Origin of the sequence: Streptomyces tritici, from assembly GCF_048500665.1 — a bacterium.
Lineage (GTDB): Bacteria > Actinomycetota > Actinomycetes > Streptomycetales > Streptomycetaceae > Streptomyces > Streptomyces tritici.
Genome location: NZ_CP183183.1, coordinates 5,582,882 through 5,604,942, shown reverse-complemented (window position 1 = coordinate 5,604,942; position 22,061 = coordinate 5,582,882). Strand labels below are relative to the sequence as shown.

The following is a 22,061-nucleotide window of genomic DNA, read 5'->3' as shown; positions in this document are numbered from 1 at the left end:
CCCCGTCCGGGCGCGGGCGCAAACCAGGCGCACGGTAACGGCGGTGCGGCGGCCGGGACTGGACGCGGTCTGCACGGCTTCTGCCTCCCTCCCCCGGTTCCCTCCCGGGAGGGAACGGCTTCCAGCCGCCGGGGGATCCGGCGACCGGGGCCCCGGCGGTGGGATGGGACCAGCGCCGGACGGACCGGCAGCACCCCGCCGAGGAGATTCCCCATGCAGGTCAGCACCGTTCCGGCCGCCCCGCGCACCGACGCCCCGCTCACCGAGTCCCTCCGCCCCGCCGACTCGGGGCTGCCACTGTCGGACCACACCGTCGGCTCCCTGCTGCGGGAGGTCGCCGCCCGCCGCCCGGACGCCCCCGCCCTTGAGTCGGTGCCGGACGACGGCGGCGCGCCGCGCCGCTGGACGTACGCCGAACTGCTCGCCGAGGCCGAGAGCGTGGCGGGCGGGCTGCGGGAGCGCGTCGGCCTGGGCGCGCGGGTCGCGCTGTGGGCGCCGAACCTTCCGGAGTGGCCGATCGTCGCGTACGCGGCGGCGCTGGCCGGGGTGACGCTGGTGACCCTGAACCCCGCGCTGCGGGCCGGCGAGCTGACGCACGCCCTGCGCACCTCCGAGGCCGAGATGCTGATCCACGCGGACGCCGGCCGCGGCTACCCGATGGGCGAGGTCGTCCGCGAGGTGGCGCCGGGTCTGCCGGGTCTTCGGCACATCGTGCCGCTCGCCGCGTGGGACGCGCTGCGCGGCTCCGCCCCGCTGCCCTCGCGGCAGGAGGTCGCGTCCGTACCGGCGCAGATCCAGTTCACCTCGGGCACCACCGGCGACCCGAAGGCGGTGCTGCTTTCGCACCGTTCGGTGGTGAACGTCGCCCGGCTGACCTTCGAGGGGCTCGGCGTCCGGGACGGCGCGACCGTCGTCTCGCCGCTGCCGATGTTCCACACCGCCGGGTGCGTCATCTCCTGCCTGGGGCCGCTGTGGAGCGGCGGCGTCTTCACCCTGATGGAGCGCTTCGACCCGAAGGTCCTCTTCGAGGTGCTGCGCCGCTCCCCGGGCGCGGTGCTGACCAGCGTGCCGACGGTGCTGACCGCCCTCAACGACGTGGCCCGCGCCTGGGACGGGGAGCCCGCGCGGCTGTCCTCCGTCCTGACCGGCGCGGCGCCGGTCCGCCCGCAGCTGATCACCGAGACCGAGGAGCTGTTCTCCACCACGGTGTTCAACCTGTACGGGCAGACCGAACTGGCCTCCGTGGTCACCCTGACCCGGCCGGACGACAGCGCCGAGGACAAGACCAGCACGGTGGGCCGCCCGCTCCCGCACGTCGCGTGCAAGATCGTGGACCCGGACACCGGCCGGGTGCAGCCCCTCGGCGTCCCCGGCGAGATCTGCGCCCGCGGCTACCAGCAGCTGCTGGCGTACTACGGCGACCCGGAGGCCACCGCCCGGAAGGTGGACGCGGACGGCTGGCTGCACACCGGCGACCTCGGGTCGATGGACGCCACCGGCGCGGTCCGGATCGAGGGCCGGCTGAGCGACCTGATCATCCGGGGCGGCGAGAACATCGCGCCCGGCCCCCTGGAGTCCTTCCTCAGCACGCTCCCGGGCGTGCGCGACGCCCTCGTGGTGGGCGTTCCCGACGACCGGTGGGGCGAGATCGTGGCCGCCGTGGTGCTGCCCGCCGCCGACCGCCCCGAGGGCCCGGACCTGGACGCGTGCGTCGCCCGCTGCCGCGAGCAGCTCTCCCCGCACAAGATCCCGGCCCGCTGGTACCTGGCCGAGGGCCTGCCGCTGACGGCCTCCGGGAAGATCCAGAAGTTCCGGGTGCGGGAGCTGATCGCCGAGGGCGTCCTCCGCCGCCTCGACGCCCCTGCCGCGCAAGCCGCCTGACGTTCCGTCACCGACGTGGCCGCCCCGCCCGTCGCCGCCCGCTTCGCACCTCCGCCCCCCGTCCCGCCGTCACCCCCGGAGCGCCCGCCATGAAGATCTCCATGCAGCTGAAGTACGACACCGACATCGTCGCCGCCGCCGGACAGGTCGCCGAACTGGAGCGGGCCGGGCTCGACCTCGTCTGGGTCCCCGAGGCGTACGGCTACGACGCCCCCAGCTTCATGGGCTTCCTCGCGGCCCGCACCGAGCGCATCGGGATCGGCTCCGGCATCCTGTCCGTGTTCAGCCGCACCCCCGCACTGCTCGCCATGACGGCGGCCGGCGTCGACGCCCTGTCGGGCGGGCGCTGCCACCTGGGCCTCGGCTCCTCGGGCCCGCAGGTCGTGGAGGGCCTGCACGGCGTGCCGTACGCCGCGCCGGTGGCCCGTACCCGCGAGACCATCGAGGTCATGCGCGCCTTCTGGCGGCGCGACGAACCGGTGCGCCACCAGGGCCGCACGGTGACGCTGCCGCTGCCCGAGGGCCAGGGCACCGGACTGGGCAAGCCGATGCGGCTGCTGACGCCGCCGGTCCGCCCCTGCGTGCCGGTGTGGGTGGCGGCGCTGGGCCCGAAGAACGTCCGGATGGTCGCGGAGACCGCCGACGGCTGGCTGCCGCTGTTCTTCGTCCCCGAGTGGTGCGACCGCGTGTGGGGCCCGGCGCTGAAGGAGGGCGCCGCCGCACGGTCTTTGGAACTCGGGCCGCTGCAGATCTCCGCGGGCGGCCTGCTCGCGATCGGTCCGGACGCGGAGCGGGCGCGGGAGCTGGCCCGGGGTCAGCTGGCGCTCTTCGTCGGCGGCATGGGCGCGCCGGGCCACAACTACTACCACGACCTGGTCAGCCGGTACGGCTACGCCCGCGAGGCCGAGGCCATCCAGCGGCTGTTCCGGGCCGGCGACAGGGCCGGGGCGGCCGCGGCGGTGCCCGACGCGCTGCTGGAGGCCACCACGATCTGCGGCACGGCGAGCTATGTGAAGGACCGCCTCGACGCCTACCGGGAGGCGGGCGTCACCCACCTCCAGGTCGTCCCGGTGCCGCAGGAGGGCGAGTCCGAGGCGGCGGTCGTCTCCCGGCTGCGGGACCTCATCGGCTGAGGCGTCGCCGCCCCGCCCCTCCCGGGTCCGCCGCCGGCGGGCCCCGCGGCCGTCTCAGCCCACGCCGACGAACCCGGACTCGTACGCGAGGACCACCGCCTGCGTGCGGTCGCGCGCCCCCAGCTTTGCGAGGGTGCTGCTGACATGCGTCTTGACGGTCTGCACGCCGAGGAACAGCCGCCCGGCGATCTCCGCGTTGGACAGCCCCTGCGCCATCAGCCGCAGCACGTCCGCCTCCCGCTCGGTGAGCTGGGCGCGGGCGAGCCCGTCGCCCGCCTCGCGCGCCGGACGTCCCTGGACCAGCGAGCGGATCGCGGCGGGGAACAGCACCGAGTCCCCGGTCGCCACGGTACGGACGGCCTGCACGATCTCGGCCGGCCGGGACCGCTTGAGCAGGAAGCCCGACGCCCCTTCCCTGAGCGCCTCGTAGACGTAGTCGTCCCGCTCGAAGGTGGTGATCACCAGCACCCGCGGCGGATCGGGCACGGCGGCCATGAGGTCGCGGGTGGCGGTGATGCCGTCGACCGTGGGCATCCGCACGTCCATGACGACGACGTCCGGGCGGAGCGCGCGGACGAGCGGCACCACCTCGCAGCCGTCGGATGCCTCGCCGGCCACGGTGATGCCGGGGGCGTTGCCGAGAATGGCCGACATGCCGGCCCGGACGAGTTCCTCGTCGTCGACGAGCAGCACGGAGATGTCCATGATCACGATCCCAACCGTAGGGGGAGACGGGCGCTGACGGTCCAGCGCCCCGAGTCGGCTCCGGCGGTGGCCCGGCCGCCCAGCAGCGCGGCGCGCTCGCGTACGCTGCGCAGCCCCTTGCCGGTGCCGCGGGCCGCGGGCGCGTCCTCGACCAGCCGGTTCGCCACGGACAGGCGGACCTGCTCGTCCGTGACGTCGACCACGACGTCGACGGGGGAACCGGGCGCGTGCTTCATGGCGTTGGTCAGCGCCTCCTGGAGGATGCGGTACGCCTCGCGGGAGACCACGCCCGGGACCGCGTCGACGTCGGCCGCGGTGCTGGCCCGCACCGTGACGCCCGCCGCGCGGCTCGCCTCCAGGAGCTGTCCGACGTCCGTGAGCGTGGGGCGGACGGTACGGGTCGCCGGCTCGCCCTCCTTCAGGTAGCCGAGGGTGCGCTCCAGGTCGTCCATCGCGCGCCGGCCGGTCTCCTCGATGGCGGTCAGCGCCCGGATCACCGCGTCCCGGTCGGCGTCGAGGAGTTCGCGCGCCACGCCGGCGTGGAGCACGGTGACCGTGAGGGCGTGACCGATGGAGTCGTGCAGTTCGCCCGCGAGCGAGTTGCTGGCCAGCAGCCGGTCCGCCCTGCGCTCCGCCTCCGCCAGCCGTTCGGCCGTGGAGGGGCCCAGGAGCCTGCGCGCCAGAGCCAGTTGGGCGTCGCCGGCCGCCACGACCATGGCGAAGGCGAGGAGCAGCAGCGGCGGCACCAGGCCCACGTACCAGATGTACCGGTGACCGCCCGGGACGGTGACGCCCAGCAGCGTCCGGGAGGTCTCGACGGCCGGCGCGGTCGCCAGCGTCCCGGCGGCGGACAGCAGTTGGGCCACGACACTGGCCACGAGCAGCCCCCACCAGCACCGCAGCACCAGCCAGACGCTGGTACGCCAGCGGTCCGAGAGGTTCCTGGCCGGGCCGCGGCCGATCGCGTCCGGGTCGTCCGGCACGAGCAGCAGCAGCGCCTGGATGCCCTCCGCACGCCGCACCCCCGGCACCAGGCCGAGCAGCAGCAGCGGGACCACCGGCACCAGCGCGCAGGCCGCCAGCGTGCGCCCCAGGTTCTCCGTGATGCCGGGCCACACCAGCACGCAGACCGGTCCCACGGCCGCGCCGACCAGCAGATGCAGTCCGCGGGTGTACGTGCGCCCCTGGCGCAGGGCGAGGACCAGGCGGGACGTCGGACGTCTCATGTGGATCGGCTCCCTCTCCGGGGGGAAGCGGCTCCCGCCGCCGGGGGATCCGTCCGGGGCCGCCGGACGGTTGGCTGGAGGACATGAACAGCGACGACGCAACGGCACGGGGTGCGGGGGACGCACCCGCCGTCGAAGTACGGGGCCTGGTGAAGGCCTACGGCGACCGGACGGTGGTGAACGGCCTCACCTTCCAGGTGCGGGCCGGCGCGGTCACCGGGTTCCTCGGCCCGAACGGGGCCGGGAAGTCCACCACCCTGCGGATGATCCTGGGCCTCGACCGGCCCACGGCCGGGGAGGTGCTGATCGGGGGCCGGCCGTACGGCCGGCTCGTGGAGCCGCTGCGCCATGTCGGGGCCCTGCTCGACGCCGGGGCGGCGCACCCGGGGCGGACCGCCCGCGACCATCTGCTGTGCGTCTCCCACGCCGGGCGCCTGCCGCGGACCCGGGTCGACGAGGTGCTGGAGCAGGTGGGCCTGGAGTCGGCGGCGAAGCGGCGGATCGGCGGGTTCTCGCTGGGCATGCGCCAGCGCCTGGGCATCGCCGCGGCGCTGCTCGGCGACCCCGAGGTGCTGATCCTCGACGAGCCGGTCAACGGCCTGGACCCGGAGGGCATCCGCTGGCTGCGGCACTTCCTCAAGGGCCTTGCGGCCCGGGGCCGGGCGGTGCTGATCTCCAGCCACCTGATGACGGAGACGGCTCTGCTGGCGGACCGGCTGGTCGTCATCGGCCGGGGCCGACTGCTGGCGGACGTGTCCATGGCCGAGTTCGCCGCGGAGCACGGCCGTTCCCGGGTGAGGGTGCGCGCCGACGAGCCGGAGCGGCTGCGCGAGGCCCTGGTGCGCAAGGGCCTGCGGGTGGCGGCGGGAGACCGCGGCGCGCTGGAGGTGTACGCGGCCGAGGCCGCAGACGTCGGCCGGATCGCGGCTCACGAGGGGACCGCCGTCCTGGAACTGGTCCAGGTCGAGGACTCGTTGGAAGAGGCTTTCATGCGGATGACCGCCGATTCGGTGGAGTACGGGGGACGCCCCCTGGAAGAGGTGGCCTGAAGATGACTGTCAACGCGGTGCTCCGGTCGGAGTGGACGAAGATCCGCTCGGTGCGGCCGGTCCTGTGGTCGCTGCCCCTGGCCGCCGCCCTGCTCGTCGGCATCGGCGCCGGGGTGTCGGGCTCGGTGGGGGCCGAGGAGGCGGACGGACCGGGCTTCGACCCGGTGCAACTCGGCTACTACGGCATCCTCTTCGCCCATGTCGTCGTGATCGCCTTCGCCGTCCTCGTGGTCGGGAACGAGTACCAGCACGGCGCGATCCGCGTCTCGCTGGCCGCGGTGCCCCGGCGGGGCCTGATGTACGCGGCGAAGCTGACGGTCGCGGCCGCGCTGGCCCTGGCGGCCGGGGTGGTGGCCTCGCTGGGCACGTTCTTCCTCTCGCAGCGGCTGCTCGGCTCGTACGGCATGGCGTTCGGGGAGGCGGGGACGGCGCGGGCGGTCGTGGTGTGCGCGCTGTACTTCCCGCTGCTCGCCATCATGTGCATGGGGTTCACGGCGATGCTGCGGAGCCTGATGCTCTCCATGGGCGTCCTCGTGCCGGTGCTCTTCCTGGTCTCCCCCGTGCTGGCCGAGATCCCGGGCCTGAAGGAGCTGGCCTGGTACCTGCCGGACCGGGCCGGCCAGTACGGGCTGCGTCTGGAGCCCGCCGTGGCGGCCCCCTACAGCCCGATGACGGGTGTGCTGGTCATGGCCGCGTGGGCGGCCGCGGCGGCGGTCGGCGGCTGGCTGACACTGCGCGTCCGTGACGCCTGACCGGCGGGCCGCCGGAGGGATCGCGTGAGGGGACGGGGACGGTGGGCATCGACGACCGTCCCCTCACGCCGTTCACTGCTCCCAGGCGTGCAGGCGCACGAGCGGCGGGAACGCGTACGTCCCGCCGGCGCCGCCCTGGGGTTCGAGCAGCTGGTGGTCGACCAGCCGCTCCAGGAGGTCCTCCGCCTGGCGTCCCCCGCAGCGCAGCACGGCGGCGGCATCGGCGGGGGTGAACGCCCGGGCGCCGGACCGGGCGAGGGCGCGCACGGCGTCCCGCAGCACGGGCTCCAGGGCGTCGTGCGCGGAGCCGAGGCGCTCCCGTACGGACAGGTCGCCGGCGACCAGCTCCGACAGCCGGCGGTCCTCGTCGGCCAGCCGGTCGGCCAGCCGGGCGAGCGTCCAGTGCGGGCGGGCGGCGAGCCGCATGCCCGCGATCCGGACGGCCAGCGGGATCCCGTCGCACAGCTCCGCGAGGGTCTCGGCCGCCGCCCGCTCCGACAGCACCCGCCGCTCCCCCGCGATCCGCGCGAGCAGCGAGACGGACTGGTCGGTGGTGAAGCGTTCGACGCGGAAGTGCTGGGCGCCCTCCAGGCCGGACAGCGGGGCCCGGCTCGCCAGCAGGGCGGCCGCGCCGGGCCCGGCCGGCAGCAGGGGCCGGACGGCCTGTTCGCCCGCCACGTCGTCGACGACCACGAGAACCCTGCGGCCGGCCACCAGCTCCTGGTACCGGGCGGCGACGTCGAGCAGGCCGGCGGACGGCCCCGCGGCCGGCCCGCCCAGGGCGCGGACGAAACCGGTCAGCACCGTGCGGACCTCGTCCGGAGTGCCGGTGCGCATCCGGGCGTGCAGGACGCCGTCGGGGAAGTGGCGCGCGACGGCCGCGGCGATCTGGACGGTCAGCACGGACTTGCCGACGCCGACGGGTCCGTGGAGCGCGGCGACCGGCGCCGCGCCGAACGCCGCGAAGGGCCCCCGGCCCGTCAGGTACTGGCGGATCGGGAAGTGCTCGACGCGGCCGACGAAGTCGCCGACGGCCTGCGGGAGCGGGGTGGTGTGCGCGGCGGTGCGGCCGGCGGTCGCCGTCGCGGCGTCCTCGCGCAGCACCGCCATCTGGGCGTCGCGCAGTTCGGCGCCGGGCTCGATCCCGCTGTCGGTCCGGAGCCTGCGGTCGACCGCGGCGAACAGCTCCAGGGCCTCCGCCCGTCGGCCGGAGCCGGCGAGCGCGGTGAGCAGCCGGGCGTGCAGGCCCTCGTGCAGCGCCTCGTGCCGGGCGATCGGTCCGAGCCGCGCGAGCACCTCCTCGTGCTGCCCCCGGGCGAGGGCGAGGTCGGCGAGCCGCAGCGCCGCGGCGACCCGTCGCCGGGAGTGCTCGACGGCGGCGGGGTGGCCGGTCAGGCGGGGGGACGCCCCGTCGAGGATCGGCCCGCGCCAGAGCCGCAGGGCCTCGCCGAGCAGGGCCTGCTCGTCGACCGCGTCGTCGCAGGCACGGGCGTGCTCGGCCTCGCGGGTCAGCCGGCCGAACTCGAGGACGTCCAGCCGGTCGTCTCCGAGGCGGAGTTCGTAACCGCCGCCGCGGCGCAGGACCGTGGCGCGGTCCGGGCCGGGGGCCGTGCGCGTCTCCAGCAGCACCCGGATGCGGGAGACGTAGGTGTGGATCAGCTGACCGAAGGTGTCGGGCAGTTCCCCGTCCCAGAGGACCTCGACGATCTCGTCGCGCTCGACCACCTGATTGGCCTGGAGCGCGAGCAGTCCGAGCAGGGTCTGCTGCTTCGGCGTGCCGGTGACCAGCTCCGCCGTGCCGCGTGCGGCGGAGAGCCGGCCGAGGATCCGCAGGACCAGCGGGTCGTCCTCGGTGACGTCCCCGTCGGCGTCGGCCGCGCCGGCCACCCGCGCCAGCAGTTCGGGCTCGTGCAGGGCCTCGGCGATCCTGCGCAGCGACCCGGCGCGCGGGGCGCGGACCCGGCCGCGCTCGATCTCGCGCAGCGTGCGCAGCCCGATCCCGGACCGCTCGGCGAGGTCCCGCTGGCTGACCCCGTTGCGGGTCCGCGCGGTGCGGACCAGATGGGCGACGTCGCGTTCCCCGCACGCCGTCGCCGGAGTGTTACCACCCGTCATGATTCCCCCATGGCGTGTCGATCGCGTTCCCCGGTCCGTCCCGGTCGACGGTGACGGACCGTGCCGGCGAGTCAGCCGCGGCTGTTCCACTCCTCCTGGGGGTCGGTGATGATCGGGCCGTCGGCCACCACGGCGGTCGGCGCGGGGGCCGCGAGGTCCGTCCCGGCGGCGGCCAGGAGGGCGAGGCCGAGCACCGCGGCGGCGGCGCAGGCGGTGCGCAGGGTCACGAAGGCGCGGGTGGTGGAGGTGTGGGCTCGCATGCGCTCGGTCTTCCGTTCGCTCGTCGTTCGTGCTGTCGAGTGAGACTGTGCCAACTGCCGATCTACGCTGGATAGTTCCTGGATATGCGCTCTGACCTGCGCATATATCCGTCCGCCCGGCGGAGCGGCGAGCGCGTCACGGGTGCGCGCCGAGCGTGGCGAGCAGCCCCGCCGCATGCTCGGCGTCGGGGAGCCCGAGCCGGGTGAAGAGGGTCTGCGCCTGCCGGGCCCTGACCGCGGCGGCCTCGGTGTCGCCGCGGTCGGCGAGGGTACGGGCGAGGACCAGCAGGGCGAGCCCCTGGTCGCGCTCGGCGCCGCGCCGCGCGCAGAGCACGAGGGCGCGGGTGGCCTCGCCGACGGCCTCCTCCAGGCGGCCCATGACCCGCAGGGTCTCGGCCAGCCGGAACCGGGCCTGCGACTCCTGGCCGAGGATCTGCCACGTCTCGCACAGGGCGAGGCACCGGGTGTGACTCTCGACCGCCTCGGCGTACCGGCCCAGCTCGTGCAGGGCCATGCCCCGCACGCAGAGCGCGTAGGCGGCGCCGTGGTGGTCCTCGACCTCCAGGAGCGCGGCCAGGGCCTCGCCGCAGGCGGCGAGCGCCTCCTCGGCCCGGCCGCTGCGCAGCCTGGCCTGTGCCGCGTTGAGCCGGGTCACCAGCTCGCCCGACCGGTGCCCGAGCTTCTGCGCCAGCTCGATCGCCTGGTCGTAGCAGCGCACCGCGTCCTCGTAGCGGTGCTGGAACTGGGCGATCAGGCCGCGGTCGTTCAGGGTCTGCCGCAGGATCACCAGGTCGCCGACCCGCTCGCAGGCCTCCGCGGCGCGGCGGGCGTACTCCTCGGCCTCCGCGAGCCGGGCGCTCTGCAGCGCCGTGTTCCCGCACACGAAGTACGCCCGGCCGGCGACGTGGTCGTCGCCGCGCCGCGCGGCGGTCTCCGCCAGCGCCTTCGCCGCGGCGGCGAGTTGCCCGTACGGGATGTCCTTGCCGAACGGGGTCAGGGCGATGAACAGGTCGGCGGCCACCCGCAGGGTGCGCGACCCGGCCCCGGCGGGGCTGCGGACCGCCAGCGCCAGCGCGTTGGTGAGGCACTCGAACTCGGCGGTCACCCAGGCGCGCGCCTCGGCGAGGCCGGCGAAGTCCTGCCCCGGAGCCACCCCGTCGGTGAGGAAGATCCCGTCGGGATCGCCGGGCACCATGCACTGGAAGGCGGCGCGCCCGGCGGCCAGCAGGTGCTCCAGCAGCGGCAGGAGGACGGGGATGCCGCTCTCGACGCCCCCGTCCCCCGGCGGGACGCCGAGCTGGAGCGCGAAGGCCCAGACGAGGTCGTGGTAGCGGTACCGGCCGGGCCGCGGCGCCTCCAGCATGGCCGCGTCGACCAGGGACTCCAGCAGTTCCTCGGCGTCGTACGCGTCGATGCCGAGGGCCGCGGCGGCCACTTCGAGGCCGATGCCGGCCCGGGCGACGGGGGCGAGCAGCTGGAACGCCCGGGCCTGCTCCGGGGGGAGCTGGCGGTGGCCGAGCTCGAAGGTGGCGGCCACCGCCAGGTCGCCGGCGCGCAGCTCGCCGATGCGCCGGCGCTCGTCGGCGAGCCGGCGGGTCATCGTCTCGATCTGCCAGCGCGGGCGGGCCGCGAGGCGCGCCGCCACGATCCGCACCGCGAGCGGCAGATGGCCGCAGGCGGTCACGAGGGCGGAGGCGGCGTCGGGCTCCGCCGCCACGCGTTCCTCGCCGACGATGGCGGTGAGCAGGGCGATGGCCTCGTCGGACCCGAACACGTCCAGGGCCACGGCGGTGACCGCGCTCGGGATGCCGACGAGCCGGGTACGGCTGGTGACGAGCACGGCGCAGTCGGCGGAGCCCGGCAGCAGCGGGCCCACCTGGGCGGGGTCGCGGGCGTTGTCGAGGAGCAGCAGCACGCGCCGGCCGTCGAGCAGGGTGCGGAAGAGCCGCGCCCGGTCCTCGGTGGTGGCGGGCAGCGCGTGCGTCGGCACGCCCATCGCCGAGAGCATGCTGCCGAGGACGGCCGACGGCTCGGCGGGCTCCAGCCCGCTGCCGCGCAGATCGGCGTAGAGCTGGCCGTCGGGGAACTCGTGCTTGATCCGGTGGGCGACGCGCAGCGCGAGCGTGGTCTTGCCGAGGCCGCCCATGCCGCTGATGGAGGCGACCGGCAGTGAGGTGCGGCGCGGGTCGGTGAGCACCCGGCAGAGCTCCGTCACCTGCTCGGTCCGGCCGGTGAAGTCGAAGGCGTCGGGCGGGAGTTGGGCCGGTCGGACGAAGGCCGGCACGGCGGGCTTCGGGTCCGGGTCCGGGCCGGGGGCCGGCGCGGGGCCCGGGGCCGCGATCGCGGAGGCGGCCGCCGACGCGCCTTCCGGGGGGCCGGTCGCGGCGTCCGGGGCGGCGGCCGTCCCGCGCGGGACCGGCCGGGCGCCAGGAGGGCCTCCGGCGGCCGCCGGGGCCGGCTCGGCGTCGCGCGCGGGCGGGCCGAGCAGCGGGTCGCCCGCGAGGACCCGCTCGTGCAGGGCGGCCAGTTCGGGGCCGGGGTCGACGCCGAGCTCCTCGGCGAGGACGTACCGGGCCCGGGCGAAGACGGCGAGCGCGTCCGCCTGACGCCCGGAGGCGTACAGGGCGCGCATGAGGAAGCCGTACGGCCGCTCCTGGAGCGGGTGTTCCTGCGTGAACACGGTCAGGTCGGGGATGACCGCGCCGTACCGGCCGGCGCTCAGCTCGTGCTCGAAACGTTCCTCCTGGAGCCGGAGCCGCAGCTCGACGAACCGGGCCCGCTGCTGCTCGGCGTACGGGCCCGGCACGCCGGCCAGCGGCGCGCCCTGCCAGAGGCCGAGCGCCTCGGTCAGCAGCCGCCCGTACGTCTCGCCGTCGCCCGCGGAACGCGCGCGGCCGGCGTCGGCCGCGAGCTGCTCGACGCGGTGCAGGTCCACCGAGAGCGGCGGGACGACCATGCGGTAGCCGTCCGGCTGGGAGAGCAGTAAGCGCGGGGCCCCGGAGTCCTCCTCCAGGAGCTGCCGGAGCCGCCACACGTAGGTGCGCAGGCTGGCGAGGGCGGAGCTCGGGGGCTCCTCGCCCCAGACGGAGTCGATGAGTTCCTGCGTGGCGGCCACCCGCCCGGAGCGCAGCAGCAGCGCCACGAGGAGGGCCTGCTGCTGCGGCGAACCGATGGTGACCGGAGTCTCGCCCCGGAGCACGGACACGGCTCCGAGCACGCTGAACCGGATAAGCCCCCCCATGGCTCCTGCCTTCTGCGCTCACCGCTGCACGACCCCCGTGTCGCGCAGTCTCCGGACGCGAGGCATCCGGTCACGAGATCATTACATGAGGAACTCAGAACCGGCACCTGCCGAGCTTCGCTGACCGCGAAGCCCGGCACCGGGTCGCCATGACGGTGCGTCAGTCCTCCGTCAGGACCACCTGCACCAGATACGGGAGGAGGCGCACGGCCCGCGGATCGTGGTCCAGCAGCACCGCCACGGGGGTGCGCCCGCGGGCCCGGAGCGCCTCGACGAATCCGGTCCGCCCCGGCGTTCCGCGCTCCGCCGGAACCGGAGGGCCGGGCGCCTCCTGCTCCCGGGTCACGGCGGGAACGCACGGGACCGCGGAGCCCGCCGGCACACTCGGGCCCGCGCCGAGGATCAGCGCGCGCCGCACCGCGGTCGCGACGGCCTCCGTCCGGGTGGCGCCGACGGCGACGACCGTGCCGGTGCCGCCGTCCCGGTCCGCGGCCGCAGGCAGCCGGATCGCGCAGGCCGGCACCGAGAGCAGCGCCGACAGGTCGTGGGCGACGGGTTCGCCCAGGTCACGCAGCGCGCGCAGGGGGGCGTCGGCGTCGCCGGGCAGGGCCAGCCGGGGGACCCGCGCCCCGGGCTCGGCGAGCCGGTGCGCCACCAGCTCCTCGCAGTGCCGGGTCAGCGCGGTCTCCACGGCCGCGCCCCAGGTCAGCCCGGCCGCCGCACCGGGCAGCGGCCGGAACGGCGCCCCCGGCGCCGGGGCGGCGTACGCCTCGGCGGCCGGCACGCGGCGCAGCCGCCCGGTGACGAGGTCGAGGCCCCAGACCTCGCGGACGCGCCGAGCGTGGGCCACGGCGGCGAACGTCCCGGACACGGCGAGCGCGCCGAGCACCGCGTCGAGGCGGGCGCTCCGCGCCGCACCGCCGTACCCGGGGACGAGGACGCCGGGCGTCCCGTCGGGCAGCACGCCGAACGGGTCGAGCACGGAGATCCCGCACGCCCACAGCCCCGCCGGTCCGGGCTCGGCGTCCGGCACCGCCGCGAAGAGGCCCGTACGGGGGTCGGCCGCGGCGGCGGCCCGTTCCAGGAGTTCGGCCGGGTCGGCGCCCGCGCCCGCCTGCCGGCCGAGGAACGCGGCTCGGGCGCCGGCCTCGGTGCGCGCGGGCCCGGCGATCCGGGCGTCGCCGTCCGGGCGCGGCCGGAAGTCCTCACTCCATCGCGGATGCATGGTTGCCTCGGCTCCGTTCCCTCGGTCATGTCGGTCGTCAGAAGCTCACGGAGCCCCCGTGTCCCGATGAAAGAGGACGGAGATCTGCGTCCGATCAACGCGCGATATACCCTGGCCGAATCCCGCTCCCCGGCACCCCGGCCACCGCCCCGAGACGCCCGTCTCCTCGGCGGCCCCGGGCCCCCCGCGCCGTGGCCGGCTCTCCCCAACATGGCCGACACGCCCCCACCCGGACCGCGCCTTCCCGTCAAGTCGCCCCGGGGAGACCGCTGCCGACGCGGGACCGGCCGTGGGCTACCGGTCGGCGGTGCGCGCGGTCTCCTGGGCCGCCATGACCTCGTCGCCGTGCTCGAAGGCCCAGGCGCCGAAGGCGTCGATGGGGGCGAGCAGGGTCCGGCCCAGGCCGGTGAGCCGGTAGTCGACGCGGGACGGTGCGTCGGGGCGGGTCCGCCGGTCGACCAGGCCGTTGAACTGCAGCCTGCGGAGCGTCTCGGTGAGCACCTTGGAGCTGATGCCGCCGATGCGCTCCCGCAGTTCGGCCGGGCGCAGGGGCCCTTCGCGCAGCACCCAGATCACCACGGGGTCCCAGGTGTGGGAGACCAGGTCGAAGGCGAGGCGGGCGCGGCAGTCGGCGAGAAAGGTGTCGGTCGTCACGCACCACATGGTGCCCGAGCGCCTGTCTAGCGTTCCTGTGAACGGTCGAAGCCGGCACGGAGAGGAACGTGTGATGAGGATCGGCGTACTGGGCACGGGCAACATGGCCGACGCGCTCGCCACCCACTGGGTGCGGGCCGGGCACGAAGTGACCGTCGGCGGACGGGACATCGACAGGGCGGAGCGGCTCGCGGCGCGCATCGGAGGCGGGGCGAAGCCCGCCGGCCTGCGCGCGGCGGCCGAGGCCGGCGAGGACGTGGTGCTGGCCGCGCTGCCGTACGCGGCGGGGGCGGACGTGGCGCGGGAACTGCGCGCGGCCCTGGCGGGCAAGGCCCTGATCGACTGCTCCAACCCGCTCGGACCGGACTTCCGGCTCCTGACGGAAGGCGGCCCCTCGGCCGCGCAGCGGCTGTCCGCGGCGGCGCCGGAAGCCCACGTGGTGAAGGCGTTCAACCTCTGCCACGAGGACGTCTGGCGCATGCGGCCGCCGGTCTTCGACGGGCGCCCGCTGGCCGTGCCCGTCTGCGGGGACGACGACGGAGCGCTGGCGCTGGTACGGGAGTTGGTGCGCGACACCGGCTGCACCCCCGTCGCCGGCGGCGCCCTCGCCCGCGCGGGCCTCCTGGAGGCGACCGCCGCGCTGTTCATCGCCCTGTGGATCGTCGAGGGCGCGGACGCCCAGGCGATCGCCCCGCCACTCGCCTACGCGGCCGGACCGAATCACTAGTCCACGGCGGCCGTTTCATCTCCTCCGCGCCCGGAGGACTCGTGCCCCGGGGGCCCCTCACGGAGGAGAACCGCCAAGAGGTCTTTGCAAAGAAGCCTTTGCGGTCTATGGTGCTGTGACATGGCACAGATTCCCGCCGAGAACTCCGTCGTCCTGGACGCCAAGGGCCTGCGCGCCCTGGCGCATCCCGTGCGTGTGCAGCTCCTCGGGCTGCTGCGGGCACACGGGCCCGCCACGGCCACGCAGTTGGCCGCGCGTCTGGCCCTGAACTCCGGGGCCACCAGCTATCACCTGCGCCAGCTCGCCGCGGCCGGCTTCGTGGCCGAGGACGCGGAGCGGGGGAACGCGCGGGAGCGGTGGTGGCGTTCGGTGCACCAGCTGACGCGCTTCAGCTCCGAGGACCTCGCCGACCGCGAACCCGAGGCGGCGATGGCGTACCTGCAGTCGGTGCACACCACGTACACCCTGCGCACCCAGCAGGCGCTCGACGGTCTGCAGACGCTGCCCCGGCCGTGGCGGGAGGCGTTCGACATGAGCGACGCCGCCCTGCGGCTCACTCCCACGGAGGCCCAGAACATGCGGGACGAGATCTGGTCCGTGATCGACCGGTACCGGCGCGCGCCGGGCGACACCGAGCCCCAGGACGCCGAGCGGGTGTGGGTGAACGTCCACGTGCTGCCGGACATCGACATCGCCGAACAGGAGGCGGAGAGCTGATGTTAGAGACGGAGACGGAGAAGGAGAAGGCCGGGCGGGCGCGGCTGCGGCCGCTCGCGGGGGTGCTCGCCGCGATCCTGGTCGCGCACAGCGGCACCAGGATCTCGGCCATCGCCCTGCCCTGGTTCGTGCTCGTCACGACCGGCAGCGCCACGCAGACCGGTCTCGTCGCGTTCTGCGAGATGGGCCCCTACGTGGCGGTCAAGGCGTTCAGCGGGCCGCTGGTCGACCGGGTCGGCCCCCGCCGGATCTCCTGGATCGCCGACGTCGTCAGCGCGGCCGCCGCGCTGACGATTCCGCTGCTGCACGCCAGGGGCATGCTGTCGTTCGGGACCCTGCTCGTCCTCGTCGGGGTGATCGGCACGGTCCGCAGCCCGGGCGACCTGGCGAAGGACGTCATGATCCCGGAGGCGGCCGGGCTCAGCCGGGTTCCGCTGGAACGGGCGACCGGCCTGCAGGGCGTCGTCGAGCGCCTGTCCGGGACCGTCGGCCCCGCCGCCGGAGGCGCGCTGGTGGGATTCGTCGGCCCGATGGTCGGCCTGGGCGTCAACGCGGCCTGTTTCGCCCTGGGTTCGCTGATCATCGCCATGGCACTGCCGCGCGCCATGGGCCGGCCGCAAGAGCGCCCTGCGGAGAAGGCGACAGCGGCCGAAGCCGGCGGCCGGGACGGCGGCTACTGGCACAGCTTCCGGCAGGGCTTCGCGTTCCTGCGCCGGGAGCCGATGCTGCTGACGCTCTCCGTGATGCTCGGCATCACGAACCTGCTGGACGCCGCGTACGCCGCCGTGCTCATCCCCGTGTGGGCCAAGGAGTCCGGCCACGGTCCGGCGGCGATCGGGCTCATGCTGGCCGCGTTCAGCATCACGGCGACGCTCGGCAGCTTCGTCGCCGCGGCGGTGGCCCACCGGCTGCGCCGCCGGCCGGTGTTCTTCCTCGGCTGGCTCGTCATGGGCGCGCCGCGGTTCCTGATCCTCATGACGGACGCGCCGCTGTGGGTCGTGGCGGCCGTGATCGGCGTCGGCGGCCTCGGGGGCGGGTTCATCAACCCGATCATCGGCGCGGTCACGTACGAGCGGATCCCGCCGGACATGGTGGGCCGGGTCCGGGGCATCGGCGAGGCCCTCACCTGGGCCGGCATCCCCCTGGGCGGCCTGCTCGGCGGCGCCGCCGTGGCCGGCGTGGGCCTCGCGCCGGTGCTGCTGACCGCGGGCGTCCTGTACTTCCTCACCACCAACCTCGCGGGTCTGCGCCCCGAGTGGCGCGAAATGGACCGCCACCGCGGCAAGGCGGCGGGCGGGCCGAACCTCCCCGCCACCCCGGTGGAGACCGCCCGAGCGGCCTCGTAGAAATCTGCCGCCGGCCGGACCTCGGCACCGTCTCCCGAGAAATGCAGGGAGGCGGTGCCGTTTCACTCTTCCCTTCCCTTGGGTTCCTTGGGCAGGGAATCCGGCGATTCTAGATTTCCCGTCGTTCGGTCGCCATCCACCACCGGGTGGAAGCGGTGTCGAACTTCATCCCCGCGGGGGAGGAACAGGCGCCGTGAACAGCGCATATGACCTCCTCCCCGGAGCGGCGGAGGGCTCCCGCAATGGCCTCGACGAGTGCGTTCTCCGATCGGCCGCGCCTATAGTCCTCGCGTCGGCTGCGGTGGGCCTCATCGTTGTTTCGCCGGCGTCGGTCCACTTCGCAGCCGTCGCCAGGCTTTCGAATTCCATGAGCCGAGCTGCGCGCGACGGTTGATCTCCAGTGGTGTCAGACATCGACCGATCAGGAGCTTGGAGAGACGATGACGGAGTTCAGCGAGTCGAAATTCCCCGCCGCGCCCGCGGCGTCCGGCGTTCCGGACGGATGGGCGCCGCGGCGGGCCATCCGGGCGGAGACGATCCACGGCGGGTTCGAGGCACAGGCGTCCCGTACTCCGCACCGCGTCGCCCTGCGCACCCGCGGTGCGACGCTGACGTACGAGGAGCTCAACGGCCGGGCGAACGTCCTGGCGCGCCGGCTGCGTGCCCACGGAGTCGGCGCCGAGTCGCTCGTCGTCGTGTGCCTGCCGCGGTCCGTGGAACTGCTGGTCGCCTTCCTCGCGGTGATGAAGGCCGGCGGGGCGTACGTGCCGCTGTCCCCCGGCGACCCGGAGCAGCGGCGGCGGCACATCGTGGAGGACGCCCGGCCCACCGTCGTCCTCACCGACGCCGGGCATCTGGACGACCGGGAGTTCGCCGGCACGACGGCGTTACGCGTCGACGAACTGCTGGAGCACGTCGCGACCGCCGGCCCGGCGGAACGCGGCGATCTCGGCGTGGACGTCCTCCCGCAGCAACTGGCGTACGTCATCTACACGTCCGGGTCGAGCGGGCGCCCCAAGGGTGTGATGTGCCATCACCACGGGGTGGCCAACTACCTGGACTGGGCCGTCGAGACGTACACGAAGCTCGGCGACGAGGGTGCGCCGCTCTTCTCCTCGGTCGGCTTCGACATGGTCGTGCCCAACATCTACGCGCCCCTGTGGTGCGGCCAGGCCGTGCGGCTCGTCCCCGACGACCAGGACCTGCCCGCACAGATCGCCGAGGTGCTGTCCTCGGGGCCGTACGGATTCATCAAGCTGACCCCGGGCCAACTCGACCTGATCACCTCGACGGTCGACTCGGACGCGGCCCGGAGCCTGGCCGGTCTGCTCGCTGTGGGGGCGGACCGCTTCCCGGTGCAGGCGCTGCATCGGTGGCGCGCGCTCGACTCCGGCACACCCGTACTCAACGAGTACGGCCCGACCGAGGCTTCGGTGGCCAACGCCTTCTTCATGACGCCGGACTCCTTCTCCGGGGAGATCATCCCGATCGGCAGGCCGATCGAGAACACCTCGATGTACATCCTGGACGACGACCTCCGGCCGGTGCCGGCCGGCGAGGAGGGGGAGATCTTCATCGGCGGGGTGTGCTGCGCCCGCGGCTATCTGGGGCGGCCCGACCTGAGCAGCGAGAAGTTCGTTCCCGACCCGTACGCGTCCGAGCCCGGATCCCGGATGTACCGCACCGGCGACCGGGCGGTCTGGGACGACGACGGCAACGCCGTCTTCCTGGGCAGGTCGGACCGTCAGCTGAAGATACGCGGCTACCGCGTCGAACCGGGCGAGACGGAGGCGGCGCTCCGTCTGCACCCGGCCGTCCGTGACGCGGCGGTCGTGGGCCATGCCGCCGGGCCCGACGTGCCGCTCGTCCTGAAGGCCTACCTGGTCGTCGACGGGGCGGTGCCGGAGGGCCTGCCCGAGTGGCTGGCAGACCGGGTCCCGGACTATGCCGTCCCGCGGCAGTACGCCGCCGTGGACGCGATCCCGCTCGACGCCAACGGGAAGGTCGACCACGGGGCACTGGCGCGCCAGGAGACCGAGCGGACTCCCGAGCCGGCGCCGGCCCCCGACGGCCCTGCCGGGGAAGGGGCGCAGGACGTGCTGCGCGAGGCGTGGAGGTCCGTGCTGGGGGTGAGCGAGGCCGGACCCGAGGCCAACTTCTTCGAGCTGGGCGGCGATTCGATCGCGACGGTGCGTCTGAGGGCGGCCCTGCGGGAGCAGGGCTACGAGCTGAGCCTCGCCGATGTGTTCCGCTCGCCGACGCTCGGCGCCCTGGCGTCCCTGGTGGTCCGCTCGGACACGGTGGCCGAGACCGCGGTCGACGTGAGCGGACCGCTGCCACTGACACCGATCCAGCAGTGGTTCGTCGACCGCGTACGCGTGGACCGGGACCACAACAACCAGTCGATCCTGCTGGAGTGGAAGGACGAGCCGGAGGTCTTCGCTCTGGAGAGCGCCCTCGAAGCGCTCGTCGGCGCCCATGACGCCCTCCGGTTGCGCTTCATCCAGGGGGCGGACGGCTGGCGGCAGGAGGTCGGCGAGGTACCGCCCGGCTTCGAGCTGCTGTCCGAGGTCCACCTCGACGAGGACGCCTACGCGGAGCAGGCGCTCCAGGAGGCGGCCACCCGGCTGCAGCGCTCGCTCGACATCGAGAACGGCCAGGTGCTCCGCGCCGCGCTCATCTCGAGCGCCGCGCGCCCGAGTCTGCTCCTGATCGCCGTCCACCACCTCGCGGTCGACACCTTCTCCTGGCCGCGGATCGTGCGCGATCTGGACGTCGCGTACACGAACCTCGCCGCCGGACGCGAGCCCGGCCTGCCCGAGGACTCGTTCGCCTTCTCGCAGTGGGCAAGCGCGCTCGCCGCCGCACGGCCCCGCGACGCGGGCGCGTCCGGCGGCGCCGGGGAGGCGGCGCGCGAGGCGGTCTCGCTGCCCCGCGACGTGCCCGAGGGTCCGAATACCGTGGGGAGCGCCGAGTGCGTCGAGGTGCGGCTGCCGGAGTCCGCCACGCGCACGCTGCTGCGCAGGACGCCGAGCGACTACAGCAGCCCGGTCGAGGTGGTGATCCTGACCGCGCTCGCCGATGCCCTGGGCGCGGCGCACGACCTGCCGTCGGTGGCCTTCGACGTGGAACGGCACGGCCGGGACAGCCGCGTCCCCGGTCCCGACCGCTCCGACGCGGTGGGCTGGTTCGCGGGCGTGCACCGGGTGACGCTCGACTCGTTCACCCTCGACGCCGAGAGCGACCCGGCGCTGCGCGAAGCGGTGCACCGGGTCAAGGCGGCCCTGGTCGCCGGGCCCCCGGACCGGCTGGAGTGCGACATCGAGGCTGCGCCGGCCAACCCGGGCATCGTCCTGTTCAACTACTCGGGGCATCTGGAGACGCAGTTTCAGGCGGAGAGCTTCGGAGCCGCCCTGGGGGCCGCCGGCGAGGAACGCTCGGCCCGCCAGGAGCGCAGCCACGACATCGAGCTGGAGGTGGAGGTCGCCGACGGGCAGCTCACGTTCCGCTGGTTCCACGCGCCGGCGCTGCACCGGCGGCAGACGGTCGAGTCGGTCGCGCGGCGCTGCGTGCGCACCCTGGAGCTCCTGGTCCGACGGGGGGCGGGGGTGCGTGCCGCGCGGGTGCCGTCCGACTTCCCGCTGGCGTCGGTCACGCAGGAGCAGCTGGACCGGGTGCTCAAGGAGACCGGCGGGGCGGACGACCTGTACGACCTCACGCCCCTCCAGAGCGGCATGCTGCTGCACAGCCTGACGGGCGGCGACTACGGCGGCTGTCACGTCATCGAGTGCGCCCCCGGGCTGGACGACTCCGTTGTGGCCGAGGTGTGGCGCGAGCTGGTCCGGCGGCATCCCGTGCTGCGCAGCAGCGTGCAGTGGCAGGGACTGGACCGGCCCGTACAGGTGGTGCATCCGGCGGAGTCGGCGGACGTCGAGCTCGCCGACTGGTCGGAGGCGCTCATCGACACGGCGTCCGACCGGGGCCGGGACTGGCGCCCGCGGGTCACCGTGGCGCGGATGGGCGACGGCCGGCTGAAGGTGGTGCTCAACTGCCATCACCTGTGGATCGACGGCTGGAGCGTCGGCGTCCTGACCGACGAGGCGAGCCGGCTGCACCGGGCGCGCACGGGCGGCGGAGGGTCGCTGCCGGCACCGGTCCCGTACCGCCGCTACGTCGAGTGGCTGCGCGACCCGGAGCGCCGGGCCGCGGCGCGCGACTACTGGAGCGGGAGGCTCGGGGGCAGCCGTGCCTGCTATCTCGATCCGTGCCGCCGGTCCGCCGGGGGCCGGGAGCGGGCGCTGACCGTCGAACTGTCGGAGACGACCCGGACGCGCCTTCAGCGCCTGGTGAGCCGGCACGGCGTCACGCCCGCCGTGGCCACGCTCGCGGCGTGGGCGGTCACGTTGTCGGCCGCCGTGGACCGGGACGACGTCATGGTGGGATGCGTGGTGGACGGCCGGACCTGGGACCTCGCGGACATCGACCGCATCGTGGGGCTGGTCATGAACACCGTGCCGGTCGTCTGGGACCCGGCCGGCGGGGCGACGCCCGCCGCGGCCCTGGCGGACCTCAGGGACCAGCTGAGCGAGTCCGTGCGCCACGGCCACCACTCGCTGGCCGATCTGCAGCGGACGGTGCCGGGCGCCCAGGGGGAGCCCTTCGACAGCATCTTCGTCGTCGAGGACGTGTCGGACGCGAGTTCCGCCAGGACGTTCCAGCGCGCGGACGGCCACGAAGAGGTGCACTACCCGCTCTCGCTCACGCTCCTGGTGGACGGCGGTCAGCCCGTCGCGCTGCGGTTCGCCCACCACGACGGGGGCCTTCCGGCCGACGAGGTCCGGAGGCTGGCGGAGCGGGTGCTGAAGGCACTCGACCTCATGGCGTCGGACGCTTCCGGCACGGTACGCGCCCTGCGGGCGCTGCTGTGAGGTAGGCGCCGGCGCGCCCCGGCCACGTGCCGGTGTGCCACCCCCCGGTCCACCGAACGGTGGCCGGGGGGTGGCCCTTTCAGGCACGCTTTCCCCCCGGGA

15 protein-coding genes are annotated in these 22,061 nt (G+C 74.9%); 8 read left to right on the top strand and 7 right to left on the bottom strand.

What is annotated here, in order from left to right:
• Nucleotides 1–213 precede the first annotated feature (213 nt).
• Together ACNJ93_RS25835 and ACNJ93_RS25830 are read left to right on the top strand one after the other, a co-directional pair.
• The gene (locus tag ACNJ93_RS25835) at nt 214–1,881 is read left to right on the top strand and encodes a class I adenylate-forming enzyme family protein (protein ID WP_418959835.1); all 1,668 of its coding nucleotides are present in this window, start codon (nt 214–216) and stop codon (nt 1,879–1,881) included.
• 89 nt (nt 1,882–1,970) lie between these two features.
• Nucleotides 1,971–3,014 (top strand): LLM class F420-dependent oxidoreductase, encoded by a 1,044-nt coding sequence (locus tag ACNJ93_RS25830; protein ID WP_418959834.1) that lies wholly within the window; start codon nt 1,971–1,973, stop codon nt 3,012–3,014.
• A 54-nt stretch (nt 3,015–3,068) separates the two neighbouring features.
• Here ACNJ93_RS25830 and ACNJ93_RS25825 read toward each other — a convergent pair whose 3' ends face one another.
• Together ACNJ93_RS25825 and ACNJ93_RS25820 are read right to left on the bottom strand one after the other, a co-directional pair.
• The gene (locus ACNJ93_RS25825) at nt 3,069–3,719 is read right to left on the bottom strand and encodes a response regulator (protein WP_418961523.1); all 651 of its coding nucleotides are present in this window, start codon (nt 3,717–3,719) and stop codon (nt 3,069–3,071) included.
• Nucleotides 3,720–3,721: 2 nt separating this feature from the next.
• The gene (locus ACNJ93_RS25820; RefSeq protein WP_418959833.1) at nt 3,722–4,945 is read right to left on the bottom strand and encodes a sensor histidine kinase; all 1,224 of its coding nucleotides are present in this window, start codon (nt 4,943–4,945) and stop codon (nt 3,722–3,724) included.
• Between the two features lie 83 nt (nt 4,946–5,028).
• Between ACNJ93_RS25820 and ACNJ93_RS25815 the strand changes: the two genes are divergently transcribed.
• Together ACNJ93_RS25815 and ACNJ93_RS25810 are read left to right on the top strand one after the other, a co-directional pair.
• On the top strand, nt 5,029–5,994 hold the full coding sequence (locus ACNJ93_RS25815) for an ATP-binding cassette domain-containing protein (protein ID WP_418959832.1): 966 nt from the start codon (nt 5,029–5,031) through the stop codon (nt 5,992–5,994).
• 2 nt (nt 5,995–5,996) lie between these two features.
• Nucleotides 5,997–6,746, top strand: coding sequence for an ABC transporter permease (locus ACNJ93_RS25810; RefSeq protein WP_418959831.1), 750 nt, complete (start codon nt 5,997–5,999; stop codon nt 6,744–6,746).
• 72 nt (nt 6,747–6,818) lie between these two features.
• Here ACNJ93_RS25810 and ACNJ93_RS25805 read toward each other — a convergent pair whose 3' ends face one another.
• The 5 genes from ACNJ93_RS25805 to ACNJ93_RS25785 form a co-directional block, all read right to left on the bottom strand.
• Nucleotides 6,819–8,861 (bottom strand): BTAD domain-containing putative transcriptional regulator, encoded by a 2,043-nt coding sequence (locus tag ACNJ93_RS25805; protein ID WP_418959830.1) that lies wholly within the window; start codon nt 8,859–8,861, stop codon nt 6,819–6,821.
• A gap of 71 nt (nt 8,862–8,932) precedes the next feature.
• Nucleotides 8,933–9,121 (bottom strand): hypothetical protein, encoded by a 189-nt coding sequence (locus tag ACNJ93_RS25800; RefSeq protein WP_418959829.1) that lies wholly within the window; start codon nt 9,119–9,121, stop codon nt 8,933–8,935.
• 136 nt (nt 9,122–9,257) lie between these two features.
• A complete protein-coding gene (locus ACNJ93_RS25795; protein WP_418959828.1) occupies nt 9,258–12,338 on the bottom strand; it encodes an AfsR/SARP family transcriptional regulator in 3,081 nt (1,026 codons plus the stop codon).
• 184 nt (nt 12,339–12,522) lie between these two features.
• Entirely contained in the window at nt 12,523–13,587 is a 1,065-nt protein-coding gene (locus ACNJ93_RS25790; protein WP_418959827.1) for a hypothetical protein, read from the bottom strand.
• A gap of 294 nt (nt 13,588–13,881) precedes the next feature.
• Complete coding sequence (locus ACNJ93_RS25785) at nt 13,882–14,241, bottom strand: winged helix-turn-helix transcriptional regulator (protein ID WP_418959826.1); 360 nt, start codon at nt 14,239–14,241, stop codon at nt 13,882–13,884.
• 73 nt (nt 14,242–14,314) lie between these two features.
• On the opposite strand from ACNJ93_RS25785, the gene ACNJ93_RS25780 reads away from it, so the two are divergent.
• From ACNJ93_RS25780 to ACNJ93_RS25765, 4 genes are all read left to right on the top strand, one after another.
• Entirely contained in the window at nt 14,315–14,968 is a 654-nt protein-coding gene (locus ACNJ93_RS25780) for an NADPH-dependent F420 reductase (RefSeq protein WP_418959825.1), read from the top strand.
• 120 nt (nt 14,969–15,088) lie between these two features.
• On the top strand, nt 15,089–15,685 hold the full coding sequence (locus tag ACNJ93_RS25775; protein WP_418959824.1) for an ArsR/SmtB family transcription factor: 597 nt from the start codon (nt 15,089–15,091) through the stop codon (nt 15,683–15,685).
• Nucleotides 15,685–17,031, top strand: a complete 1,347-nt coding sequence (locus ACNJ93_RS25770; protein WP_418959823.1) for an MFS transporter — start codon at nt 15,685–15,687, stop codon at nt 17,029–17,031. The genes ACNJ93_RS25775 and ACNJ93_RS25770 overlap by 1 nt, the downstream gene beginning before the upstream one ends.
• A gap of 440 nt (nt 17,032–17,471) precedes the next feature.
• Nucleotides 17,472–21,959 (top strand): amino acid adenylation domain-containing protein, encoded by a 4,488-nt coding sequence (locus ACNJ93_RS25765; protein ID WP_418959822.1) that lies wholly within the window; start codon nt 17,472–17,474, stop codon nt 21,957–21,959.
• The last annotated feature ends 102 nt before the right edge of the window (nt 21,960–22,061 follow it).